We start from the raw sequence: 21,075 nt of genomic DNA on the forward strand, positions 1-21,075 counted from the left end.
CCTTCCCACGCGGGCTCCAGGCCGTGCGCCGTCAGAGCGCAGCGCAGGGAGTTGCGAGCGCGACGGCGCGGGGATCGAGCGAGCGCCGTCGCTCCCAGGGCGAGGAGCGAAGGAGCCCCGCCGCGCCCGGTCGCAACGCGCGCGTCCGCGTGCGTTGTTTTGAAGAGCGCCAGCCCGGGCGACGGGCGGGCCGCGACGTGGAGCGCCAGCCCGTCGCACGGGCTGGCGGCGGTGCGCCTCGGTCAGAACCCCTGGGAGACCACGCGCTCGATCGTGTGCGTGGAGATGTTGCCCGCGATGACCTCTGGATCCCGCAGGAGCGCCTGGTGCAGCGGGATGTTCGTGCGGATGCCGCCGACGATGAACTCGTCGAGCGCGCAGCGGAGCCGCGCGATCGCCTCGGCGCGGTTCGCGCCGTGCGCGATCACCTTGGCGACCAGCGAGTCGTAGGAGCTCGGCACGCGGAAGCCGCCGTACACGCCGGAGTCGACGCGGATCCCGGCGCCGCCCGGCGAGTGGTACTCCGTGATGAGCCCCGGCCACGGCACGAACGAGCGCGGATCCTCGGCGTTGATCCGGCACTCGATCGCGTGGCCCCGGAAGCTCCACGGGCGCGTGTCGGGCAGCGAGAGGCGCTCGCCGGCGGCGGCGAGGATCTGCTGCGCGACCAGATCGACGCCGGTCACCATCTCGGTGACCGGGTGCTCGACCTGGACGCGGGTGTTCATCTCCATGAAGTAGAGCTCGCCGCGCTCATCCATGAGGAACTCGAGCGTGCCGAGGCCCGTGTAGCCGGTCTCGAGGATCGCGGCCCGGATGATGTCGCCCATCCGGGCGCGCTTGTCGTTGTCCATCGCCGGGCTGGGCGACTCCTCCATCACCTTCTGGTGACGGCGCTGGAGCGAGCACTCGCGCTCGCCGAGCGTCCACACGCCCCCGTGCTGATCGGCGAGCACCTGGAACTCGATGTGGCGCGGCGCCTCGACGTAGCGCTCGAGGTAGACGTCCGGGTTCTTGAAGCCGCTCAGGGCCTCCTGCGTCGCGATCTCGAACGAGCGCTGCACCTCGCCGGCGTGGCGGACGATGCGCATGCCCCTGCCGCCGCCGCCGCCGGAGGCCTTCAGGATCACCGGAAAGCCGACGCGCTCGGCCTGCTCGGCCGCGTCCGCGGCGCTCTTCAGCACGCCGGTGCCGCTGAGCATCGGGATGCCGAAGCGCTGGGCGACCGCGCGCGCGGACACCTTGTCACCCCAGGTCCGCATCGCCTCGGCGGTCGGCCCGATGAAGGTGAGGCGGCACTTCTTGCAGAGCTCGGCGAACTTCGCGTTCTCGGAGAGGAACCCGTAGCCCGGGTGGATCGCGTCGGCGCCGGTGACCTCGGCGGCCGCGATGATCTGCGGGATGTTGAGGTAGCTCTTCGACGCGTCGGCCGGGCCGACGCACACGGCTTCGTCGGCGAACCGGACGTGCAGCGCCGCGGCGTCCGCCTCGGAGTGGATCGCGACCGTGCGGATGCCGAGCAAGCGGCAAGCGCGGATGACACGCATCGCGATCTCGCCGCGATTGGCGATCAGGATCTTCTGGAACACGGCACCCTCGCCCGGGCAGCGCTAGCTGCGCCGCACCTTGAAGAGACGCTGGCCGAACTCGACCGGCTTGCCGTTGTCGACGAGGATCTCGACGATCGTGCCGGGGGAGTCCGCCTCGATCTCGTTCATCAGCTTCATCGCCTCGATGATGCAGAGCGCCTGACCAACGCGGATCGCGCTGCCGACGTCGACGAAGGGAGGCGCGTCGGGAGACGGCGACCGGTAGAACGTCCCGACGAACGGCGAGGTCACGTAGGTGACGTTCTCGTCGCTCACCGCGGCGGGCGCCGCCGCCGGCGCCGCAGCCGGCGCGGGTGTCGCCGCCGCGGGCGCCTGGGCCTGCGGCGGCGGCGCGACCGGCGCGCTCTGGAAGTGGAAAGCAGCGGGCGCGAGCTGCTGCGCCCCGCCCTGCGGCACGAAGCCCCCGCGCGTGAGACGAATGCGAACGTGTTCGTCCTCGAACTCGAAGTCGCTCACGTTGCGCTTCTCTAGGAGGCGCACCAGCGCCCGCAACTGCTTGAGGTTGATGTTCATGGAAGGACGTTCGGCCATCGATGTTTGCCGCCTTTCAACCAGAGTGACGGCCCATGTTCAACCTCTTTCGACGGGTCGCAGCTTCTCCAGGTGTCCCAGCAGCCCGAGCAACCCGAGCACGTACGAGCTCGGACCGAAGCCCGCCACGCGCGCCATGCAGGCCGGCGCGATGCGGGAGCGGCGGCGGAACGGCTCGCGGCCGTCTGGGTTGGAGATGTGCACCTCGACGGTAGGGAGCGCGCCCGCGCGGATCGCGTCGTACAGCGCGATCGACGTGTGCGTGTATGCACCGGCGTTGAGGAGGATGCCGTGGAAGCCGCGATCGCCGGCGTGGCTGATCGCGGTCACGAGCTCGCCCTCGCAGTTCGACTGCATGCACGACACCGAGGCGCCGTGGGCCTGAGCGGCGTCCTCGACGGCGCGGTGGATGTCATCCAGCGTGGCCGTGCCGTAGATCGCTGGCTCGCGCTTGCCCAGACGATCGAGGTTCGGCCCGGAGATGACGGAGATCCTGAAGCCGCTCAGGCGAGCTCCTTCAGCAGCGCCGGCACCCTGGTGCGCAGGAGGTACCGCGCCTTGCCGATGTTCGCGTCGGGCGTCATCGAGAAGGCCACGAAGTACGAGCTGTTCACGACGCGGATCAGCGTCGTGACCTTCTCCGCCTGGATGGCGATCTCGGCGGCGTTGCCCGCGTCGAGCATCTCGGCGGCGCGCTGGATCGACTTGAGCACGACGCTGAACTCGGCGCCGATGGTGGTGATGTCGAACGCGGCGCCCGGCTTGGAGTAGCTGTCGACCGCGATCCCCTCGAAATCCATGAGAAGGGTCGCGATGCCGCCCTCGGTGTTCTCTACGACTTCCTTCAGCACGGCCTGGAACATGCGCCGAAGACTACCCAAGCGCGGCACGATCGGGAAAACAAACGAACCTGCCCCGACATCCCGCGCCCCGGCGCCGCGTCGGCACGGCCGGCGCTCCCCGCCGCTGGCCGCGCCGGCAACCCGGCAGCCCGGCGCGGGAAGAACGCGAGCGGCGCGAGCGACGCGAGGGACCTGGGGAACGTGGGAAACGAGGGAAACGCTGGGCGGGGTCGAACGGCGAGGGCGCTTTGCCTCTTGCATCCTGGTCCCAGCCGGGCGATTCCCGCCCCTGGGGGCCCGCTCCAAAGCACGCCTTGACCCTTGTCCCGGCGAGCGGCTAACGTGCGGCCGTTCTTTCGCCCACGGCGACGCCCGGGGCGAACCCGCCGGCGCGTCTCGCCGGCGGGACGACGTGAAACGTGGTCGGGAGCGGCGTGCGCCGTACCCTCCAGCTCATCAAGAAGAATAAGGACGGCCCAACATCTATGCGTGCGCGAGCCGGGGATCCCCCCCGCACGATGCCCCAGAAGATCCTCGCCGGGCGGGCGGCGGATCCTCAGCTGCGCGGTGATCTCGTCCAGGTCAAGGTCGACCAGGTAATCCTCTCCAGGGCGCCGTCGCGCGCGCTGGCCGAAGCCATCGCGACGGGCATGAAGAAGACGCCGGTCGAGGTCGCCGTCGCCTACGACGGCACCTGCGTGGCCGACGCGAGCTCGCTCGCGGACATCGACGAGGGGAGCCCGCACTCGGTGTCGCCCGAGTTCCCGACCTACAACATCCCGATCGCGCGGCCGGGCATCGGCTTCCCCGCGCCGGTGCACCTCGAGCGCTTCGCGGCGCCGGCGCGGCTCGCCCTCACGGACGACCCGCGCCTCGCGACCGTCGGCGGCATCGGCATGCTGTCGCTCGTCGTCTCGCCGAGCCAGCTCGGGCAGGCGCTCGCCACGGGCTCGGCCTGGCTCCGGCCGCCGCGGAGCGTGCAGATCCACCTCTCGGGCCGGGTGCGCCCGTTCGTCTGCGCGCGCGACGTCGCGCTCGAGCTGCTCCGCAGGAACCTCGACGAGGTCGTGCGGCGCATCGAGGGCGAGCACCACGCGCCGGTGATCCTCGAGTTCGCCGGGCCGAGCGCGCGGCTCCTCTCGGTGGGCGACCGCGCGGTGCTCTGCGGCATCGCGCCGCAGGTGGGCGCGGCGGCGGCGCTGTTCGTGAGCGACGAGAAGACCGAGGTCTTCCTCCGCGACCAGCGCCGGTCGAAGGCACACCGCGCGCTCGTGCCGGACCCGGGCGCGCCGTGCGAGGAGGTCGTGTCGATCGACCTCGGCACGGTCGATCCGCTGCTCATGGACGAGGAGGGCGTCGTGCGGCCGGTCCGCGATCTCGCGGGCAAGCCGGTGGCGCAGGTCGTCCTCGGGGGCGACTCCGGCGTGACGTTGCGCGACATGCTCGCGGCGGCGCTGCTGCTCAAGTCGAAGCGCGTCCCCTCGCGGCTCGACCTGCTCGTCGCGCCGCCGTCGCGGCAGGTGCTCGAGGTGCTCGCGCAGTCGGGCGCGCTGGTCGACCTCGTCGCCACGGGCGCGCGCATCATCGAGCCGGACCGGCGCGTCGTGACGTCGGAGGTCTACCCGCCGCCGCCCGGCGGCCTGTCGCTGCGCACCGCGGATCCGGAGCCGCGCATCGCGGGGACGCCGTCGTTCGTCGTGGCCTCGGCCGAGACGCTCGCCTACGCCGTGGCGACGGGCGCGGTCGGCGATCCGCGGTCGTTCAAGCGGCCGGTGCGCGTGACCGTGCCGCGGGCGCTGCCGACCGACGACGTGCTGATCCTCCGCGACAAGAAGGGCGAGCAGGTGAGCACGAAGAAGCCGCCGACGGCGCCGACGGCGGTGCCCTGGAAGGGGCCGCTGACGCTCGACGTGCTCGCGGGCGTGCCGAAGCTGAACGGGCGCGCGGCGGTCGGGGCGCGCGGGCGCAAGGCCCCCGCCACGGTCGAGGCGGCCCCTGCGGTAGCGGACGAGCAGGCGCAGGCCGCGCCGGCCGGCGGCGTGGCGCTCGTGCTGTCGACGCTCGACGAGGTGCGGGCGGTCGCGGAGCGCGCGGCAGATCTCTCGGCGGTGCGCGCGGTCGTCGCGCCCTTCGTCCCGAGCACCGCGGTGTCGGCGTTCGCGAGCGAGGGGATCGCCACGTTCCTCGTCGGCGCGGAGGCGCTCGGCAGCATCAAGGATCAGAAGAGCGTGGAGCTGCCCGCCCCCGCGCAGTGGGGCGATCGCGTCGCGGCGGTCTTCGGGAGCGAGCGCGTCGAGGTGGCCTGGCTCGCGACGGGGATGGAGCGGAGCTGGACCCACGCGGGCACCGTGCGGCAGCCGCCCAGCGCGAGCAAGCCAGCGCGGTAGCGGGGGTCGAGCTCCGGGCGGGCGGCGTCGAGCTCCCGGCAGGGACGACGCCGTCCCCGCCGGGGACCCGCAGGCGAGCGCTCAGGACGCCGAGCGCACGGGGGCGAGCGGCGCGAGGAGCTTGATCTCGTTCGTGAGATCGCGGAAGCGGATCTGCTGCTCGTTGATCTGCATCTCGAGGACGATGACGCGCTTCGTGATCTCGTCGAGGCGCGCGGAGGCCTTCGCGAGCCGGTCCGTGAGGTCGCGGCGGAGCTCGTCGGCGGTCCTGTTCTTCTCGATGGCGCGGAGGTTCTGGCGGAGCTCCTGGCTCTGCTGCTCCAGCCGCTGCTGCTCCGCGAGGATCTTGTCGCGCTCGTCGATCGCGGGGCGCAGCTTGCCCCGGACGTCCCACGCCTGGCCGAGCTGCTTCGCCACGGCCGCGTCGGCGCGCGGGTCCTTCAGGTAGCCCTGCACCGCGTCGTCGGCGAGCTGGCTGAGCCAGTCGATCTGCTGCCGGAAGAGGCGCCGCTCGTCCACGTCGAGCACCGCCGTCCCCCGCCGCGGCACGTCGATCGGCACGAGCGCGCTGCCCGTGCCGACGTTGTCCTCCGTGCCCTTCGGGGGCGCGTGCAGGCGCGTGCCGTGCAGGCGGGGGTGCTTCACGAGCGTCCTCGCCGCGGCGTCGCCGCCGTTGCGGACGGCGTACTTCGTGTGCGTGACCCAGTCGCGCTCGATCTCGAGCGCGCCGCCCTCGATCTTCGCGATGCGCGCGCCCTCCGCGCTCTCCTCGCGCGCCGTGTCGACCGCGAGCGCCCGCTCCAGCGCGAACGGCACCGTCGTCGTGGCCCCCGGCGGCAGCGGCTCGACCATGCCCTGGCCGAGGAACGCGCCGTTCTCGAAGACCGCGATGGGGCCGCGCTCGAGGAGCCCCTTCGTGTCGTTCGTGAAGCGCGCCACCCGGAACGGGTGCGAGCTCGACGCGGGCACGCCGCCGTCGGGCGCGAAGAGGAAGATCGACTCGCCGGGCACCTGCTTCGCCAGCAGCAGGACCATCGTCGCGCTCCGGTCGGGGATGTCGACCGGGAACGGGATATCGTAGCGCGTCGTGCCCGCCTCCATCGCGACCGCGGCGAGGGCGCTCATGTTGCGCGGCGGCGAGGGGTTCATCATGGGCTTGCTGGCCTCGGCCAGCCGGTCGTCGTTGAACACCATCTGGCCCGGCGGCGCCGCCGCGGCGCCGACCGCGCCGCCCGCGCCGCCGCGAGTAGCCCGCTTCGAGGCCGGCCGCGTGGCCACCGCCGTCTTGGGAGCCGCTCCCTCCTTCATGAACTCCAGCTTGCCGCGCTCCTCGGCCTCGGGCGCGTACTCGGCGGCGGCGTCCGCGGCCGCCGCTGGCGCCGCCGGCGCCGGCATGGGCGGCGGCGGCGGCGCGGCCTCGGCGGCCAGCGTCGTCTCGCTCGTCGGCACGGACGCGATCACCTCGCCCTGATCGCTGACGATCGGGCGCGGCGGGATCGCCGCCTGGTCGAGCGTCGCCTGGAAGGCGAGCGGCGCGCCCGCCACGAGCGACAGCTTCACCCCCTTCCAGTCCTCGCCGGAGAGGTTCTGCACGATGCCCCACGCCTGGAGGTGCGCCTGCTTCGACGGGGCGCGCGGATCGACGCCCGCGGCGCCCGGCGCGCCAGTCGCGCCCATCACGAGCCGGTAGGAGGGCCGCCACACCGGCGTCTCGGCCACATAGCCGACCACGAGGTCGTGCTCTCGCCCGTCGAGCGTGAGCTTCACCTTCTCGAGCTCGTCCTTGTCCTTCTTCGCGTCGCCTTCCTTCGCGCCCTTGTCCTTCGGCGGCCGCGGCGCGGTCGTCACCTCGGGCCCGGGCTCCGCCGGCGCGTCGTCGTCCTCCTCGGAGGCGTCGTCGACCTCGACGGGGAACGACGCGCTCCGGACGCTGCTGCCGCCGGCCTCGATGACCGCGAGCGTCGCGAGGAAGTCGCCGACCTTCTCCTTGCGCACCCTGAAGGTCACCTGGTCGGCGTCGATGAGCCCCCGGCGCTCGAAGTAGGCGACGCCGTTCCTGTAGATGACCACGCGCCGCAGCGCGAGCCCCGAGGCGTCCACATCGGGGCCGCGCGCGCAGCCGGCGAGCAGCGTGAGAGCGAGGAGCAGGCCGGAGCCCGCTCGCGCGACGTCGTACCGTCTCATGAGGTCCTGGATCTCTCCTGGAGCGGCCGTGGATCAGCCGCCGGTCAACTGTCAGAAGGCGCGGTCGAGGCGCGGCGCCAGTCGGGCGGCAGGTCGAGAAAGCCCTCGTTGCAGAGGAACTCGTAGAGCCCCTCGCAGACCTCGCCGCAGATCATGCTGAAGAGGTGAGGGTCGGTGATGAAGAGGATCGTCTCGTCGCGCTCGGCGCCGGCCGTGTCGGCCAGCTGGGCGACCAGCTCGTCCTCGGCGAAGCCGATGAGCATCACCATGAGGTGGCGCTCGAACGCCGCGCGGAAGCGAGGGAACGCCTCGCTCGTCACCTTGTACGCGAACGCCCTGCCCTCGAACGTGCCCGCGTCCCGCACGACCCGCGCGGAGATGTCCCCGAGGCTCTGGGCGAGCCGCACGCTGAAGAAGTCGACGAGCACGGCGTGCACCACCGAGACGATGCGCCGGAGCTCGCTCGATCGGCGCGACAGGAAGGCGTCCTGCATGTCCTTCGTGAGCTTCGCGAGCAGCTCGAACGACTCCTCCCGCGCCTGCTCGGAGGCGAACTCGAAGCCGTCGAGCTCGGCCTCGATCCGGTTCCTGTAGCGGGTCAGGACGTAGAAGAGCGCCTGCTCGCCGTGGTGGATCACCTTGGGCGCGCCGTCGCGTCCCCGCGTCTTCTCGTGGAGCTCGGACTGGAAGAACAGGCGGGCGAGGTTCTTGTGGATCTTCTTGAGCCGCCGCTCGACGAGCAGCGAGATGCCGTCCTCGCGGACGACCCGCTCGAGCAGCGCGCAGAGCGTCTTCTCGTGCGCGTCGCGGATCGCGTCGCGGTTCTTCGTCCCGCGCTCCGCCGCGCCCGCGGAGGCCTGGATCACCTTCAGCTGGGCGACGACCTGCGCGGTGACGGCGTCGAGCTGGGGGTTGGTCTCGAGATCGGCGCGGTAGTGGACGATGCGGGCCTGCATCTGCTCCTCGAGCAGGCCGAGCGCCATCTCGGTGATGTGGTCCTTCAGCGCCTGGCTGACGTGCTCGCCGACGCGCCGCGGCGCGTCGGGCGGGAGCGACCTCGGCGGCTCCGGCGCCGCCCGCTCCGCCGGCCTCGCCGCGGGTTGCGAGCGGGCCTGAGGTGGTAGCGGCGGCGGGTTCCGAGGGGCCGGGGCCATGAGAAGAGAGCATACCGGAACTCGCCCGCGGTGTGCGGCTTTGGCGGAGCGGCGCGAGTCGGAGTAAGACGGCGACCATGCACACGGTCGCTGCACCTACGAGCACCTGGGAGCCGGAAGGACCACGGGCGCCCTTCTCCTCGAGGCCATCACGCCCGGCCCACCGGCGCCTCGCGGCGGCGCTCGCGCTCGCGCTCGTCAGCGCCGGCCCGGGCTGCTCCCGCGAAGGCGACGGCCAGCCGCCGCCCGCGCGCACGCCTGAGCCCAGCGCGCGGCAGGAGCCCGCCGCGGCCGGACCGGACGCCGCCGGGGCCGGCGCCGCGCCCTCCGCCTCGAGCGCCGCCGCCGCAAGCAAGGAGGGCGGAGGCGCGGCGCCGGCCCCGGCGGGGCAGCGCGCGAAGATGAACGTGCTCGTCGTCTCGATCGACAGCCTGCGCGCGGACATGCCGTGGAACGGCTACGAGCGCGACATCGCGCCCACGCTGACGGCGTTCGAGAAGAAGGCGGTCAGCTACACGCGCCACTACGCGATCTCGTCGTACACCTCGATGAGCGTCGGCGGGTTCCTCGCCGGCAGGTACCCGAGCGAGGTCGACCGCAGCGGCTACTTCTTCGGCAACTACCCGGACAGCGTGCTCATGTTCCCGGAGCTGCTGCAGAAGGCCGGGGTGCGCACGATGAGCGCGCACGCGCACTTCTACTTCGACCAGAAGGCGGGCTTCCGGCAGGGCTTCGACGTGTACGAGATCGTGCCGGGGCTCTCGGCCGACAACACCACCGACCGGAACGTCACGAGCCCGGGGCACCTCGATCTCGCGCTGAAGATGCTCTCCGACAAGGCGAACACGTCGGGCACCTTCTTCGCGTACTTCCATTTCCTCGATCCGCACGACGTCTACATGACGCACGAGGGCATCGAGCCGTTCGGCAAGCGCGCCCGGGACAAGTACGACGGCGAGGTCAAGTTCACCGACATGCACGTCGGCAAGCTCCTCGACTTCGTCGCGCAGCAGCCGTGGGCGAAGGACACCGCGATCATCGTGACCGCGGACCACGGCGAGGCGTTCGGCGAGCACAAGATGTTCCGCCACGGCTTCGAGGTGTGGGACGTGCTCGCCCACGTGCCGCTGATGATCCAGGCGCCCGGGATCACCCCGCGCCGGATCGACGTGCCGCGCAGCTCGATCGATCTCGCGCCGACGATCCTGGAGCTCACCGGCGCCCCGGCGGAGCCGTCCTTCCCGGGCAAGAGCCTCGTGCCCGAGCTCCACGGCGCGAAGGCCGAGCCGCGCGACGTCATCGTCGACCTGCCGCGCACGAGCGACAACGACCGGCGCAGGGCGCTCATCCACGGCCAGCACAAGCTCATCGCCTACGGCGACGACGACGCCTTCGACCTCTTCGACGTGGTCGCGGATCCAGGGGAGCTGAAGGATCTCAAGCGAGAGCAGCCGTCCGTCTTCGAGGAGATGAAGGCGCTCTACAAGGAGCGCTCCGCCGCCATCAAGGACGTGTGTCCGAAGAACACGGCGAAGCTGAAGGGCAAGAAGAAGAACAAGCGGTGCTAGCGCCTGGCCACCCCGCGCGCGGTCTCTGGCCGCCGCGCGCGGTCTAGCGCGCCGGCGGGGCGACGGTGATCGTCAGGCTGTCTTCCTCGCCCGCGTCGCTCGCCGCGCGCGCCACGAGGCGGGCCCCTTCGCACTCGAGGTGAAGCACCACGGGCGACTCCGCCTCGCGGTCGCACGACGGATCGCCGGAGACGCGCGCCGCGAAGGCGCCGCGCGAGAGCTCGACCGCGAGCGCGATGCCCCCGACGCGGCCCGCGGCGTCGTCTGGAGCGACCTCGCGCGCCGAGCGCGCCTCCTCGAGGCGCGTGAAGAGGTCGGGCCCCCGGAGCGCGACCTCGATCGGGCGGCCCGCCGCGTCCTCCAGGACGGCGACCTCGAGCTCCGCCTTTCGCGGCGCGCTCTCGCCCTCGGCGTTCACGACGAACGGGAGCTCGACGCGCTTCGAGCAGACGACGGCGCCCGGCCCCGCGCGCCCGTCGGCCGGCGCGCACCGGGGGGCCGGCAGCGTCAAGGCGAACGGGACGATGACCTCGGCAGGCGACTCCGCGAGCGGACGCCCCCAGGCGTCCCTGCCGAGGAACCGGCGCAGCCACGCGGCGAGCTCCTCGCGGACCCGCGCGCGCGCCGCCCGCTGCCTCGAGAGCTGCGCCTCGGTCTCTCTGGCGCTGCGCGCGAGCAGGTCGCCCGCGCTGCGCTCCCGGACGAGCTCGCGCAGCCGGTGGGCCGCGTCGTCGCGGAACGCGCCCCGCGGCAGCGTCGCGAGGTACGCCGTGAGCCCCGCGGCGGTCCCGCGCTTGGCGGCGTAGTAGATCGGCTCGGCCCGCGCGAGGTACGCGCGCACCTCGCCGGCGAAGGAGCCCTGCGGGTAGCGCTCCAGATAGGTCGACGCGGCGGCGAGCCGCCCCTCGAGGGTCCTCGACACGCGGGTGGCCCGGTACGCCGCGTAGTCGTCGTGGCTCGCCAGGAGCGCCGGCCTCGCGGCGCACCCGGACAGGAGCGCCGCGAGCGCCGCGCACGAGAGCACCCGCGCGGCTGTCGCGAGGCCCCGGCGGGACGCGGCTGCGCGGCGCGCGCTCACGGCGCGGCCTCCACCGGGCAGAAATTGCACTCGGTCGGGGTCGAGGGCCGCTCGTCGGCCACGTAGGCGCGGTACGCGTCGCAGCCCTCCATCTGGAGCTTGTGCAGGCACACCTCGCCGTCGTGGACCAGCGGGTAGCAGCCGGGCGGAAACTCCGGCGCGCCCTCGAAGCCGCACGCGGCGTCGCAGGCGCGCGAGCGCAGGCCGCACGCTTCGCACTGGGCGCAATCGATCTGCGCCTTGAGCGCGAAGAACTTGTACGGATCGAGCTCCTCCGGCGCCTGCCCGCAGCTGCCGATGTCCCCCACGACCGGCGCGATGCCCACGAGGAGCAGCAGCGCCGCGACGCCCGCGGTCTCCTTCGCCCGGAGGCGCCCGCCGCGCCGCGCGCGTCCCGGCGAGCTCATGGCAGGAGCTCGTGATCGATGAGGAGCCCGAGCTGCGCCGAGACGACGGGGTAGACCGTGTACGCCGCGTCGTAGGTCGCGGCGCCGTAGAAGAGATCCCCGACGATCTCGCCCGAGAGCGCGACGCCAGCGAGGAGGAAGTACCCGATGCCGGCGGCGAGCTCGCCGCCGACGTTCACGTCGGGCTCGATCAGGATCGCCGCCCCGAGCCGCCCGTACGCGAGCGCGCGCTTGAAGCCGCGGTAGGCCACGAAGTAGCTCGGCGTGAGCGACTCCTGCGGGACGCCGCCGGCGGCGATCGAGAAGCGCAGGGCCGCGCCGTGCTGAACGCCGTCGGCCGGCCCCAGCGCGAACGCGGCGCCGAAATCGAGGTACCCCGCGGTGAGCGAGAGCGACTCCGCCGTGTCGCCGAGCTGCGTCTGCAGCCGGTAGGGGTTGTTGAACCGGATCCCCTTCCCCATCGCGACCGTGGACACGACGCGCGCCGCCGTCCCCGGCGGCCGCGAGAGGTCGCGGTACGCCTCCAGCTCGGCGCCCTCGCTCTCCTCGCCGGCCACCGCCGCCCCGGCGGCCCCAGCTTCGCGCGCGGCAGCGGGCTGAGCCGCGGCGGCGCGCCCCCAGGACGCTCCCAGCAGAACGGCCACGAGCGAGAGCCCGGTCCGGAGTTCCAGCATCGACACGAGCCTTCTACCCCGAGGCGGCGCCCGCTGGCACGCTCAATTGCGTCCCGCCCGCGCGCGCCTCGCTCGAGAGCGCGCCGCTCCGGCGCGCTCTCGAGGCGGCGCTGCCCCGGCATCGGCGCCGCTCGCTGCCCCGCGGCACGGTCCTCGCCTTCTTTGCGCATCCGCCCGCTTCACCTGCGGACCGGACCCTGCATGTAGAGACCACCGTGAGCAATTCAAGCACCCGAGGCAGGCAGAGCACCGCCGCACACGCATCGACGTCGTCGACATTGCGCGCACCGCGCGTGAGCCCGACGCACCGCCGAGAACGAGAAGATCGCATCGATCCGGGAAGGCCGCGCAAGGCGGCCGAGGCGCGCTCGTCCGCGCCGCGGCTCGTTCCGAGCGAGCTGGATGAGCCTTTCGCCGACATGATGGACGCCGGCGCGGCGCCCCCGCTGCGCGGCAAGGCCAACCCGCGCAGCGAGCTCAGCGACGTCATCCCGACGCTCGACGACGAGAGCCGCGGCTACCACCACCACCCGAACGACGCCGGATGCACCGAGTTCGAGGTGAACCCCGACGCCGCCGACGCCGCCGCCGACCTGGCGAGCGATCTCGGAGCGGAGTTCCTTGAAGGGGCCACCAGGGGCCAGGACATCAGCGACGTGGCGATGTCGCACGACGACGACGACGGCGACCTGCCTTATCTGCTGGAGGACGAGGATGTCGAGTCCGTGGATCCAGACGCCGAAGGAGAGGACGAGCAGCCGGTGACCCAGCGGATGCGGCGGAACGTCGGCTGAAGGGGGCGCGCGGGGCCGCCGGGCGCGCGCCGCGAGGTCGAGGGGAGGTCGTGGGGCGCTCCGCCGCGCTGGGCATGCGCAGGGTGCAGTTCGGTCACGCCTGACCGAGCACGGGCAGCTCCGCGACCACCTCTCCGTCGATGCGGATGAAGGCCAGCAGGCCCTCGTCCTCGTAGGCCAGCACGTCGAGCACGATCCGCTCGCACAGCGGCAGCACGTAGAGCGCGCCGTCGTCGGCCATCACGGTCATGGATCGCACAGGTGCGCTCGCCGTGGGCAACGTCTCTGTGGTCCGTCGTCGCGCATCCATGTTGCTGAGCTCCCAGGCTTCAATCGAGCTCCGGCCATCGCCGGCGCCACGAGGCTAGAGGGCCTGCCCGCCACTCCCACCAAGCGCCTTCCGTGCCACGGCGCTGGCGCCACGACACCAGCGCCAGGAGCGTTCCACGGCGACATATGGGTTTCGCCCTGACCCGCGCCGCTGCGTCGCGGCGGCCCGGCCGCGCGCGCCGCGGCTCCCCGCCCGCAGCGGAGCGGAGCGAGCTGGGAGCTCCACGCGGGCGCGCTTACAGGCCTGTCTCCGGCCTCTCCGGGGCCGGGACGCGCGCGCTCGGCCGGGAGCGCGCCGCTACCGAGGCCGCCGCGCGGATCCGGCGTCGGGCGCCGACGCCGCGGACAGGACCTTTCGCGCGAGCTTGGAAACGCCGATATCCAGCACGCCCGGATCGAGCCACGCCGCCTTCTCGTAGGGGGAGGCAAGCTTTGCCCGGCTGCGCCAGGGGGCCGCCACCTCGGCGCGCGCCACCGTCACGTCGAGCCGGCGGTGCGTGAGGATGTGGCGCACGCGGCCGACCTCGCGGAGCGGCGCGTCAGGCTCGACGCCGACCTGCTCGAGGAGCGCGCGGGCGTCCGCGAGCGCGCGCGCCTCGACCATGGGCGGCTCCCATAGCCCGCCGAAGAGCCCCCCCTCGGCGCGCCGGACGAAGAGCACGCGGTCGCCCGACCGCACCACCGCGGCGACCATCGCGACCGCCGGGACGTCGCGCTTCGGGGCGATCACCGGCAGCTCCGCCTGCCTCCCGAGGGCGCGCGCGACGCACGCGCCGTCGACAGGGCACGCGTCGCAGCGGGGATTGCGGGGCGTGCACACGGTCGCGCCGAGCTCCATCAAGGCCTGGTTGAAGCGTCCCGGCTGAACGCTGCCGGCCGCGCCGCGCACGAGGCGATCCGCGGTCGACCAGAGCTTGCGCGTGCCCGAGGCGCTGCGGATGTCGTCGTCGATGCCCTCGATGCGGGAGAGCACCCGGGCGACGTTGCCGTCGACGAGGGGCACGGCCTGATCGTAGGCGATGCTCGCGATCGCGCCCGCGGTGTACGCGCCGACGCCAGGGAGCGCGCGGAGCGCGGAGACGTCGCGCGGGAGCGCGCCGTCGTGGCGCGCGGTGACCTCGCGCGCGGCGAGGTGGAGCACGCGGGCGCGGCGGTAGTAGCCGAGGCCGCTCCACAGCGAGAGCACATCGTCGATCGCGGCAGAGGCGAGCGCGAAGACGGTCGGGTAGCGGGCGAGGAAGCGCTCGTAGTACGGGATCACCGTCTCGACGCGGGTCTGCTGGAGCATCACCTCGCTCAGCCAGATCGCGTAGGGGTCGCGCGTCCTCCGCCACGGCAGGTCGCGCGCCACGCGGTCGAACCACGCCGCGAGGGCGGCCGCGATGTCCAGATCGCGCTCGCTGGGCGCGGGCGCTTCCGGCGGGGTCGAGCCCTGCTCACCGGACGGGCTGCGGCGGCGCGGGGCGCGCGTGGGCGTCTGGTTCGCGCGGCTGGCGCTCGCGCCAGCGCGCGCGGGCGATCGCAACGCCGGGCTCACGCGCGAAGGGCCCGCCCGCTGTGCCCTCGGCGCGACCCGCGGCGCGCTCCTCGGCGAACCTCTCGGCGCGGACCTTTGCACGGCCCGGCGCGGAGGCGATCGCCGGGTCCTTTGCGCGGTCCCACGCTTGGAACCACGCGTGGTTCCACGCACGGATTACCCGCCTGCCGCGCGCTGCGCACAGAAAACGCTTCCATCGCGCGGGACTCTAGCGCAAGAGCCGACCGCGGTGTCGTCCCGGCGCGCCTGCCCCTCCCTGCCGATCCCTCGGGCCGCGCGCCTCAGCGCCGCCCTGCTCCTCGGGCTCGCCGCGCCGGCGTGTCGCGAGGAACCGCGCCCCTGGGAGGGCAAGCCCGGCCCGCCGGTCGTGCTCTCCGCCGCGCCGCCGCACCCGGCGGTCGCGGTCGGCTCCGGCGGCCCCACGGACGCCGACGCCGGACAGGGCGACGGCGACGCCGGAGCCGCGGACCCGGACCTGCCGGTGCTGCCGGTGCGCGTCGGCGGCCCCTGGGTTCGCTGCTACGGAAACTTCAGGATCACCGGCGATCCGGTGAAGGACGTGACCCGGCTCTCGCTGCTGTGCGGCCCGGAGAACGGCATGCGACGGCTCTCGCCCAGGCCGATCGAGGGGCAGGTGGCCGAAGGCGGGGCGATCGTCACGGCGCCGCTCCAGACAGTCCGTGGCGCTTGCTACCGGGTCTTTGCCGTGGGCGGACCGGGGGTCCTGAACCTGGACGTCGCCGTGCGGAGCAGCCGCGGGGCCATGATCGCGAGCGACGGCACCGAGGACGCCTGGCCGATCGTCCAGCCGGACCGGCCCTTCTGCTCGCTCGAGGACGACGACGCCACCGTCGAGATCAGCGCCCGGCGCGGCGGAGGCCGGTTCGCGGCCGAGGTGTGGGTCCTGAAGTCCTACAAACGAGCGCCGGAGGGCGACGGCGGCGCGGAGGCGGACGAGGCCGACGCCTACGAGGAGCTCTGAGCCGACGCGGCCTGGACCTGCCACGCGGCCGACATCGAGCGGTCACATTCCGTCCCGGTTTCGGCGGCTTCACGCCGCGAGCGCTGGCGCGGACCTGGCACGGACACGACAAGAAGAGCTCTCCCGCCTGCCGGACGCGCGCGAAAGGCTCCCCTTCGTCATCGAAATCCGGCAGATCCATGGACCATGGCGCGACGCCGGCACCCTGCACGCACCCCCGCATTGACGTGGCCGCCTCGTCCCGCTAGGGGAGCCCGAGCCATGGCCGACGACACCGAGCCGCTCCGCGAGGACGAAGGGGACAAGGTGGAAGGCGAAGGCGAGAAGAAGCGCCTCTTCGAACGCGCCATCCCGGAGATCTTCAAGCGCGTGGTCGAGCGCGCCGTCGAGAGCGGCATCGACAAGCTCAGCGAGGGGCCCGAGAACCTCCGCCACTTCGTGGGCGATCTCAAGCTGCCCAAAGAGGTCCTCCACTACCTCTACACCCAGATCGACGAGACCAAGAACGGTCTCTACCGGGTCGTGGCCAAGGAGATCCGCGACGTTCTCGAGCACACCCAGTTCGCGGACGAGATCACGAAGGTGCTGACGAAGCTCTCCTTCGAGATCAAGACCGAGATCCGCTTCGTTCCGAACGACGCGGCCAAGAGAGATGACAGCCAGGACGAGCCGAGGACCGGCTTGCCAAAACCGGAAGTTACCGCCCAAGTGAACGTGAAGGACCGAAGCAAAGAGACCGGGCGAGACCGGCGCCGCGAGGAGAAGTGACGACGAAGAAGCTTAGGACCGGCGGCGAAGTCGATGCTTGGTGCACCAAGTGCCGCCTCGACCTCACTCATAGAATCATCGCGATGGTCGGCGACGTGGTGAAGAAGGTCGAGTGCAAGACCTGCATGTCGCACCACCTCTACCGCCAGCCGAAGAGCGAGCGGGAGAAGAGCGCGGCCGCGCGCGCCGCGGCGCGGAGCACCGGCGAGCCGAGGGCGGCCTCGGCGTCGACGCGCGGCGGCGGCGTGGAGCGCCTCACGGCCGCGCAGCGCGCCGAGCGCGATCAGACGCTCGCCTGGGAGCGCGCGATCGCGGGGCAGCCCTCCGGGGCGTTCAAGCCGTACCGCATCACCCTCACCTTCGGCGAAGGCGAGCTCATTCACCACAGCAAGTTCGGCGACGGCGTGGTCGCGAAGGTCATCGACCGGGGCAAGATCGAGATCCTGTTCAAGGACGGGCCCCGGACGATGGCGCACGGACAGCCGTAGCGAGCGCGTCCTCGCGCGCACGGAGCCCGGAACTTGGGGCTGCCCGCGCGATCGGGTAGCCTCCTCGTCGCCGTGGACGAACCTTCGCCCTCCTCCGCCAGCGGGTCCTCGCGCCGGCGGCGCCCCCGACCTCGCCTGCCCGAACGCGCGCTGCGCTGGGCGGCGGTCTGCGCGATCGCCGTCGAGGCCCTCTGGTACGGCATCCACGAGATCCGCGGCTTCGGTCCGGCGCTGGCCGACGGCGCGCGCGCCGTGGTCGGGCCAGCGCCGGTCGCGTGGGCCGAGGACGTGGCCTACGGCATCGCCGATGGCGTGAACCAGGCCATCTACAGGCACGCGGCCCCGAAGACGTTCTGGGAGCCCGCGCCCGCCGCCGCGGCGGAGGCCGAGGAGCGCGGCGAGCGCCTGGCGGCCGAGGCGGCCTCGCCCCCCTCCTCGTTCGCGCCGCCCTTCCCGGACGTCGCCGCGACGGGCGACGGCGTCTGGGCGCCGATCGCCGACCCCGCGCGGCCGGGCGACGCGCCGGTGCTCTGGAAGAGCGTCGTGCACCCCGACGCGCGGCGCGTCTTCGCGGCGGTCGCCGTCGTGGCCATCGACCTCGGGCGCGTCGACCTCCGGCTCGTCGCGGGCACGAAGGAGCCGTTCTCGCCGGACATCCCGGCCGAGCGGCGCCCCGGGCTCGTCCCCGAGGACCACGCCGGGGAGCTCATCGCCGCCTTCAACGGCGGCTTCAAGGCGATGCACGGCCACTACGGGATGATGCTCGACGGCGACACGTTCCTGCCGCCGCGCGACCGGGCCTGCACGATCGCGCTCTACCGCAACGGCGCGGTGCGGATCCGCACCTGGCCCGAGGTGCGCGCCGATGAGGCCCGCATGGCCGGCTACCGGCAGACGCCGCCGTGCCTGGTCGAGCAGGGCGAGCTGCACCACGCGCTCTACGACTCGAACCGCGACTGGGGCGCGACGGTGAGCGGCGAGACGGTGATCCGCCGGTCGGCGCTCGGCGTCGACGCGACCGGCAAGCTGCTGTTCTACGGGCTCGGCGAGGCGGTGACCGCGCGCACCCTCGCGCACGGGATGAGGACCGCGGGCGCGCACGATGTGGCGGAGCTCGACGTCAACCACGCCTACCCGCGCTTCCTCCTGTACAGCCGCGGCGCGGACGGCGTCGGGCCACGGGCGGCGTCGGCGCTCATCCCGGACGTGCAGTTCAAGGCGGAGGAGTACGTGGCCGAGCCGTCGCCGCGAGATTTCTTCTACCTGCTGAGGAAGACCGGACCCAGGTCGTAGCGTGTAGCCGGGGACATCGGCGCCGCGCCGGCGAGCCTTCGAGCCCTGGCCAGCTTACCCATGGCCTTGAAGGCTCAGCCGTGTTGCCGCTGAAGAGGGTCAACGCGGACGCGAGAGGCTTTCACCGCCGGTCGAGGAGGTCGCGCACGCGCTGCGCGAGGGTGTCGGGGGTGAACGGCTTCTGCAGCAGGGCGCGCTCGCCGTCGGGCTCGGCGCCCTCGAACACATCGTCGGCGTAGCCGGACATGTACAGCACGCGGGCGCGGGGGTGCAGCGCGAGGGCGCGCTCCGCGAGCTCCCGGCCGTTCATACCCGGCATCACGAGATCGGTGAGCAAGAGGTCCACCGCGTCGACCCCCTCGAGCGCCAGCGCGGCGAGCGCCTCCTCGGCGCTCGCGGCCGAGACGACGCCGTAGCCGCGCCGCTCGAGCACCTCGACGATGAGCTTGCGGACGGCGTCGTCGTCCTCGACGACGAGCACCGTCTCGTCGCCGCCCGCGGGCGACGGCCGGGCGCGCGCGGGCGCCACCTCGGAGCGGCCCTCGACGCGCGGGAGGTAGACGCGGAACGTCGCGCCGCGCCCGACCTCGCTCTCGACCTCGATGAGCCCGCCGCTCTGGCTCACGATCCCGTAGACGGTGGCGAGGCCGAGCCCCGTGCCCTTGCCGCGCGCCTTCGTCGTGAAGAACGGCTCGAACAGGTGCGAGAGCGTGTCCTGGTCCATGCCGTGGCCGCTGTCGGTGACCGAGAGCACGACGTAGGGCGGGTCGCCCGCGGCGGGCGCGGCGTCCTCGTCCCGCTCCGCCGGCGCGAAGGACTTCGCGGTGGGGCTCGCCCCGGGCTCGCCGAGGGAGGTCTCGACCACGAGCTTGCCGCCCCTCGGCATCGCGTCGCGCGCGTTCACGACCAGGTTGAGGAGGACCTGCTCCAGCTGGCTCTTGTCGGCCTTGATCGATCCGAGATCGCGGCCGACGTTCGTCTGCAGGTCGATGTTCTCGCCGATGAGGCGCTGGAGCATCGTCTGCATGTCGAGCACCACCGCGTTGATGTCGAGCACCTCGCGCTGCAGCACCTTGCGCCGGCTCATCGCGAGCAGCTGCCGCGTGAGCGCCGCGGCGCGCTCGCCGGCCTTCGTGATCTGGAGGGCGTCGCGCCGCAGCGCGCTGTCGGGCCCGAGCCGGCGCAGGAGGAGCTCGCCGTAGCCGAGCATCACCATGAGCATGTTGTTGAAGTCGTGCGCGATGCCGCCGGCCAGCCGGCCGAGCGCCTCCATCTTCTGCGACTCGCGCGAGCGCTCCTCGCGCTGCCGGAGCGCCTCCTCGGTGCGCCGCCGCTCGGTGATGTCGCGGAGCAGGACGAGGGCGTGGCCGTCGAGGAACGGCATCATGCGCGCCTCGACGTGGCGCTCCCCGCCGGCGCCGCACACGCCCGCGAGCGCGTGCTCGAGCGCGACGACGGCGCCCGCCTCGCGGGCTTCCCGGGTCGCGCGCTCGATCTGCTCGCCGAGCTCGCCAGGGAGCGCCTCGGCCATGCGCTTGCCGAGCAGCGCCTCCGGCGCGGCGTGGAGCTCGGAGAGGCGCGGCTCGTTGCAGTCGACGATCCGGAGCTCGTCGTCGAGGCGGAAGCAGAGGTCGGGGATGGCGCGGAACAGCGCGCGGAGCTCGACCGCGGCGCGCGCGCTCTCGCGCTCGGCGCGCCGCCGCGCGACGACCTGCCCGATCTGGCTGCCCACGGCCGACAGGACGCGGAGCAGCTGCTCATCGCGGCGGTGAGGGGCGCGGCTCCTCAGCTCGAGCACCCCGGCAACGCGGGCGCCGCTCAGGATCGGGACGGCGCAGGCAGCGCGCCACCAGCACGGCTCGCGCGCCGCCTCGGGGACGCCGTCCCCGCTGGCGCGGAACACAGGCGCGCCGCTCCGGAAGGCCTCGACGGCGAGCTCGGGCTCGCCGGAGGGGGACGGCGTCTCGCGGAGCGCCGCCGCGAGCGCCTCCCGATCGAGGGGCGCGGCGGCCCGGACCTCGACGCAGCGGAGCGCGCCCGCAGGCGCCGCCGCGAGCGCGGCGTCGCCCCCGGTGGTCGCGCCGTCCGCCGCTGACGGCGGGCGCGCGGCGCTGGCCTCCGGCTCGGCGAGCCAGAGCGCCGCGACGTCCCAGCCGAGGTGCTCGACCAGGGCGGCGAGGACGCGCGGGGCAGCCTCCACGAGCGAGGTAGACCCGGAGAGCGCGCTCGCCGTCTCGATCTGCGCGGCCAGCCGGGCCTCGGCCTGCCGGGCGTCGGGGGCGTCGCGCGGCTCGTGCGGCGGCGCGCCGCCCTGCAGCGCGGGCGCCGCCGGCCCGCCGCCCTCCGGCGCGGCGGAGAGGGGCCCGCCGCCCTGCGCGGCCCCGGCGTGGGCGGCGACCTCGGGATCGAGGCCGCCGTGTGGCGCGTGCAGCTGCGGAGCCCCCATAC

At 73.3% G+C, this 21,075-nt stretch carries 19 protein-coding genes; 7 read left to right on the top strand and 12 right to left on the bottom strand.

The features are described from left to right. Positions 1–242: 242 nt before the first annotated feature. From accC to WME85_RS23905, 4 genes are read right to left on the bottom strand one after another with little or no spacing between them, the layout of a single operon-like run. Complete coding sequence (accC, locus tag WME85_RS23890) at positions 243–1,589, bottom strand: acetyl-CoA carboxylase biotin carboxylase subunit (protein ID WP_437841238.1); 1,347 nt, start codon at positions 1,587–1,589, stop codon at positions 243–245. A gap of 21 nt (positions 1,590–1,610) precedes the next feature. After that, positions 1,611–2,141: an acetyl-CoA carboxylase biotin carboxyl carrier protein gene (accB, locus tag WME85_RS23895; protein WP_437841240.1), complete on the bottom strand. Its 531-nt coding sequence runs from the start codon at positions 2,139–2,141 to the stop codon at positions 1,611–1,613. 39 nt (positions 2,142–2,180) lie between these two features. Beyond that, positions 2,181–2,648, bottom strand: a complete 468-nt coding sequence (locus tag WME85_RS23900; RefSeq protein WP_437842344.1) for a type II 3-dehydroquinate dehydratase — start codon at positions 2,646–2,648, stop codon at positions 2,181–2,183. Beyond that, positions 2,645–2,992: a roadblock/LC7 domain-containing protein gene (locus WME85_RS23905; protein WP_437311751.1), complete on the bottom strand. Its 348-nt coding sequence runs from the start codon at positions 2,990–2,992 to the stop codon at positions 2,645–2,647. The genes WME85_RS23900 and WME85_RS23905 overlap by 4 nt, the downstream gene beginning before the upstream one ends. Positions 2,993–3,501: 509 nt before the next feature. Between WME85_RS23905 and WME85_RS23910 the strand changes: the two genes are divergently transcribed. Further along, positions 3,502–5,370 carry an aconitase family protein gene (locus WME85_RS23910; RefSeq protein WP_437841242.1) on the top strand — a complete coding sequence of 623 codons (1,869 nt, stop codon included), beginning with the start codon at positions 3,502–3,504 and terminating at the stop codon, positions 5,368–5,370. A gap of 81 nt (positions 5,371–5,451) precedes the next feature. Here the strand turns inward: WME85_RS23910 and WME85_RS23915 are convergent, their stop codons facing one another. Together WME85_RS23915 and WME85_RS23920 are read right to left on the bottom strand one after the other, a co-directional pair. After that, complete coding sequence (locus WME85_RS23915) at positions 5,452–7,554, bottom strand: hypothetical protein (RefSeq protein WP_437841244.1); 2,103 nt, start codon at positions 7,552–7,554, stop codon at positions 5,452–5,454. Between the two features lie 44 nt (positions 7,555–7,598). Then, positions 7,599–8,708, bottom strand: a complete 1,110-nt coding sequence (locus WME85_RS23920) for a hypothetical protein (protein WP_437841246.1) — start codon at positions 8,706–8,708, stop codon at positions 7,599–7,601. Between the two features lie 77 nt (positions 8,709–8,785). Here WME85_RS23920 and WME85_RS23925 point away from each other — a divergent pair, with 77 nt between their 5' ends. After that, positions 8,786–10,276, top strand: coding sequence for a sulfatase (locus tag WME85_RS23925; protein ID WP_437841248.1), 1,491 nt, complete (start codon positions 8,786–8,788; stop codon positions 10,274–10,276). Positions 10,277–10,319: 43 nt separating this feature from the next. Here the strand turns inward: WME85_RS23925 and WME85_RS23930 are convergent, their stop codons facing one another. The 3 genes from WME85_RS23930 to WME85_RS23940 are packed head-to-tail and all read right to left on the bottom strand — an operon-like array spanning position 10,320 to position 12,435. Further along, positions 10,320–11,354, bottom strand: a complete 1,035-nt coding sequence (locus WME85_RS23930) for a hypothetical protein (protein ID WP_437841249.1) — start codon at positions 11,352–11,354, stop codon at positions 10,320–10,322. Beyond that, positions 11,351–11,761 carry a hypothetical protein gene (locus tag WME85_RS23935; protein ID WP_437841251.1) on the bottom strand — a complete coding sequence of 137 codons (411 nt, stop codon included), beginning with the start codon at positions 11,759–11,761 and terminating at the stop codon, positions 11,351–11,353. The genes WME85_RS23930 and WME85_RS23935 overlap by 4 nt, the downstream gene beginning before the upstream one ends. After that, positions 11,758–12,435 carry a hypothetical protein gene (locus WME85_RS23940; protein WP_437841253.1) on the bottom strand — a complete coding sequence of 226 codons (678 nt, stop codon included), beginning with the start codon at positions 12,433–12,435 and terminating at the stop codon, positions 11,758–11,760. The genes WME85_RS23935 and WME85_RS23940 overlap by 4 nt, the downstream gene beginning before the upstream one ends. A gap of 419 nt (positions 12,436–12,854) precedes the next feature. Here WME85_RS23940 and WME85_RS23945 point away from each other — a divergent pair, with 419 nt between their 5' ends. After that, on the top strand, positions 12,855–13,229 hold the full coding sequence (locus tag WME85_RS23945) for a hypothetical protein (RefSeq protein WP_437311759.1): 375 nt from the start codon (positions 12,855–12,857) through the stop codon (positions 13,227–13,229). Between the two features lie 94 nt (positions 13,230–13,323). Here the strand turns inward: WME85_RS23945 and WME85_RS23950 are convergent, their stop codons facing one another. Next, on the bottom strand, positions 13,324–13,488 hold the full coding sequence (locus tag WME85_RS23950) for a hypothetical protein (RefSeq protein ID WP_437842663.1): 165 nt from the start codon (positions 13,486–13,488) through the stop codon (positions 13,324–13,326). A gap of 369 nt (positions 13,489–13,857) precedes the next feature. Continuing rightward, on the bottom strand, positions 13,858–15,084 hold the full coding sequence (gene mutY, locus WME85_RS23955) for an A/G-specific adenine glycosylase (protein WP_437841255.1): 1,227 nt from the start codon (positions 15,082–15,084) through the stop codon (positions 13,858–13,860). 241 nt (positions 15,085–15,325) lie between these two features. Here mutY and WME85_RS23960 point away from each other — a divergent pair, with 241 nt between their 5' ends. From WME85_RS23960 to WME85_RS23975, 4 genes are all read left to right on the top strand, one after another. After that, positions 15,326–16,078 carry a hypothetical protein gene (locus WME85_RS23960; protein WP_437841257.1) on the top strand — a complete coding sequence of 251 codons (753 nt, stop codon included), beginning with the start codon at positions 15,326–15,328 and terminating at the stop codon, positions 16,076–16,078. A gap of 261 nt (positions 16,079–16,339) precedes the next feature. Continuing rightward, complete coding sequence (locus WME85_RS23965) at positions 16,340–16,846, top strand: hypothetical protein (protein ID WP_437311762.1); 507 nt, start codon at positions 16,340–16,342, stop codon at positions 16,844–16,846. Positions 16,847–16,929: 83 nt separating this feature from the next. Beyond that, positions 16,930–17,334, top strand: a complete 405-nt coding sequence (locus tag WME85_RS23970) for a hypothetical protein (RefSeq protein ID WP_437311763.1) — start codon at positions 16,930–16,932, stop codon at positions 17,332–17,334. A 72-nt stretch (positions 17,335–17,406) separates the two neighbouring features. Continuing rightward, entirely contained in the window at positions 17,407–18,627 is a 1,221-nt protein-coding gene (locus tag WME85_RS23975) for a phosphodiester glycosidase family protein (RefSeq protein ID WP_437841259.1), read from the top strand. 121 nt (positions 18,628–18,748) lie between these two features. Here WME85_RS23975 and WME85_RS23980 read toward each other — a convergent pair whose 3' ends face one another. Next, complete coding sequence (locus tag WME85_RS23980) at positions 18,749–21,073, bottom strand: ATP-binding protein (protein WP_437841261.1); 2,325 nt, start codon at positions 21,071–21,073, stop codon at positions 18,749–18,751. Between the last annotated feature and the right edge of the window lie 2 nt (positions 21,074–21,075).

It is taken from the genome of Sorangium sp. So ce1153, assembly GCF_051521595.1.
GTDB lineage: Bacteria > Myxococcota_A > Polyangia > Polyangiales > Polyangiaceae > Sorangium.